This window comes from Pricia sp. (assembly GCF_041745955.1).
In the GTDB taxonomy this organism is placed as follows: domain Bacteria; phylum Bacteroidota; class Bacteroidia; order Flavobacteriales; family Flavobacteriaceae; genus Pricia.
Map to the genome: position 1 here is coordinate 1 of NZ_JBGTHY010000160.1, position 1,874 is coordinate 1,874.

2 protein-coding genes are annotated in these 1,874 nt (G+C 46.3%); both read right to left on the minus strand.

What is annotated here, in order from left to right:
- Positions 1–843: gamma-glutamyltransferase (locus ACEW8S_RS05820; protein ID WP_373517236.1), on the minus strand; the 843-nt coding region annotated here is incomplete at its 3' end.
- 124 nt (positions 844–967) lie between these two features.
- Positions 968–1,874 (minus strand): aminotransferase class I/II-fold pyridoxal phosphate-dependent enzyme (locus tag ACEW8S_RS05825; protein WP_373517237.1); only part of this gene is annotated, 907 nt, incomplete at its 5' end.

A 1,874-nucleotide genomic window follows, 5' to 3' on the forward strand; every position in this document is an offset into this window, starting at 1 on the left:
CAAGGCCACACCTCCGGAACTGGGCGGGGGCATGGAATAAATGTCATAGCCATGATACGTGCCTTTTACCGGCTCACGTTCAATAGCGGTATATTTTTCCAGATCTTCTAGGCTAATAAGACCACCGTTGTTTTTCATGTAGTCTGCAATTTCTTGCGCCACCTTGCCTTTATAAAATCCGTCTTTCCCGTGTCTTTTGATTTGCTTTAAGGTATTTGCCAATTCTTTCTGCATCCATAGGTCTCCGTATTCTAACATCGTACCATTGGAATCGGTAAAGTAATTTTTCATGAAATCGGGAGACGGATCCGAACGTAAATTTTCAGCATGAGAGGCAAGGGTATACGAAAGAACAATCCCTTTCCTCGCCAAATCAATAGCGGGCTGCACCAGCTTTTTCCACGGTAATGAACCGTATTTGCCATGCGCCATATAGAGCCCTGCCACCGTTCCGGGAACGCCCACGGATTTTAATCCGGTATGGTTACTGCCTTCGACCAGTTTGCCCTGTTCATCCAAAAACATATCGGGCGTGGCAAGTAACGGCGCTTTTTCCCTAAAATCGATGGTCGTTGTTTTGCCGGAAGCATCCATAAATACGATGAAACCGCCGCCACCGATATTGCCGGCCTGGGGGTGGGTTACCGCGAGCGCAAATGCAGTCGCAACGGCAGCATCTATAGCATTACCACCCTTTTTAAGAATATCGATTCCCACCTGCGAAGCCATTGCATTGTCGGAAACGACCATACCCTGTTTACCATGGGTTTGCGCCCATGTGGTCGTTAAAGTTAATAGCGTTAAAAGAAAGAGGCCCGTGGTTTTGTCTCGGAAGTTTTTCATGGTATTGGTTATAATTTGCTGTATTTTTTTCAATGTTAGAACAATTCGATGGACTAGCAAGCGTATGGCCTGTAAATTTATTTCAGTATATAGTTAACTACCTTATTTTGGACATGACACTATTTCAAACCCGCTGCTCATTAAGCAAATCCGTCAACCTTATAATATCATCTTCGCGATGATGGGCGCTGAGTACTATCCGGCTCATGAGTTGTGAGTGCTCGTCAGGATAGGGAAAATGGGTTAAAATAATGTGTTCTTGCGCTAGATATTCCGTGAGCTGCGTGTCTGAAAAACTAAAAGCGGGATGGTCTTTCATGCCACTGAATTTCTTTGGATGTTTAAGGGTACTTAAGAATAGGGCAATATTGTTCTGTAATTGCACCCTTTTTTCGGAATATAGCATCTCCGCCTCCAACAGCGTCTCCAGTGCGGCCGGCGCTGCGGGACTCGCACCGCCGAAAAAGGGGGTTTCCATTAGCCCTAATATCCTTTCCTTATCGCCAAAAACCGCTCCCGCTTGTATACCGAATCCTTTACCGAGCGAACAGCATACCAGCAGTTCCTTTATCGATAATTTGGAAAGTATGCCAAAAACGCCACTTCCGTTGTTGCCGACAACACCAATACCGTGCGAATCATCGACCACCAGTATAATTTCCGCTAGTGGCAATAGTTGTAAAGGGTCAAAATCGGGATAGTTACAGCCAGAAAAGTCGATGGCATCCAAAAAAACTACAGGAGTTTTTCTGGGTTGGGACCGCAGATGTTCCCTGACGGCAATGTTCAGGGCAGTAAATGTGGTGTAGGATTTCGTTTGGACAGGATAGAGGGCGGAATGGGTGTTTGGCGCATAAAAAAAACGCTGCGCTTTCGTGTTCATAGCCTGTGCCACGAATTGTCCGGCCAAATAACCGGAGGATACGGTAACACAAGCCTCTGCTCCTACGAAATCGGCCAAATAACGTTCGGCTTTTCCGAAGATGGACATACGCAGGTTCGATTTTCGCGAGGCACTGTAGTTCGTTCCG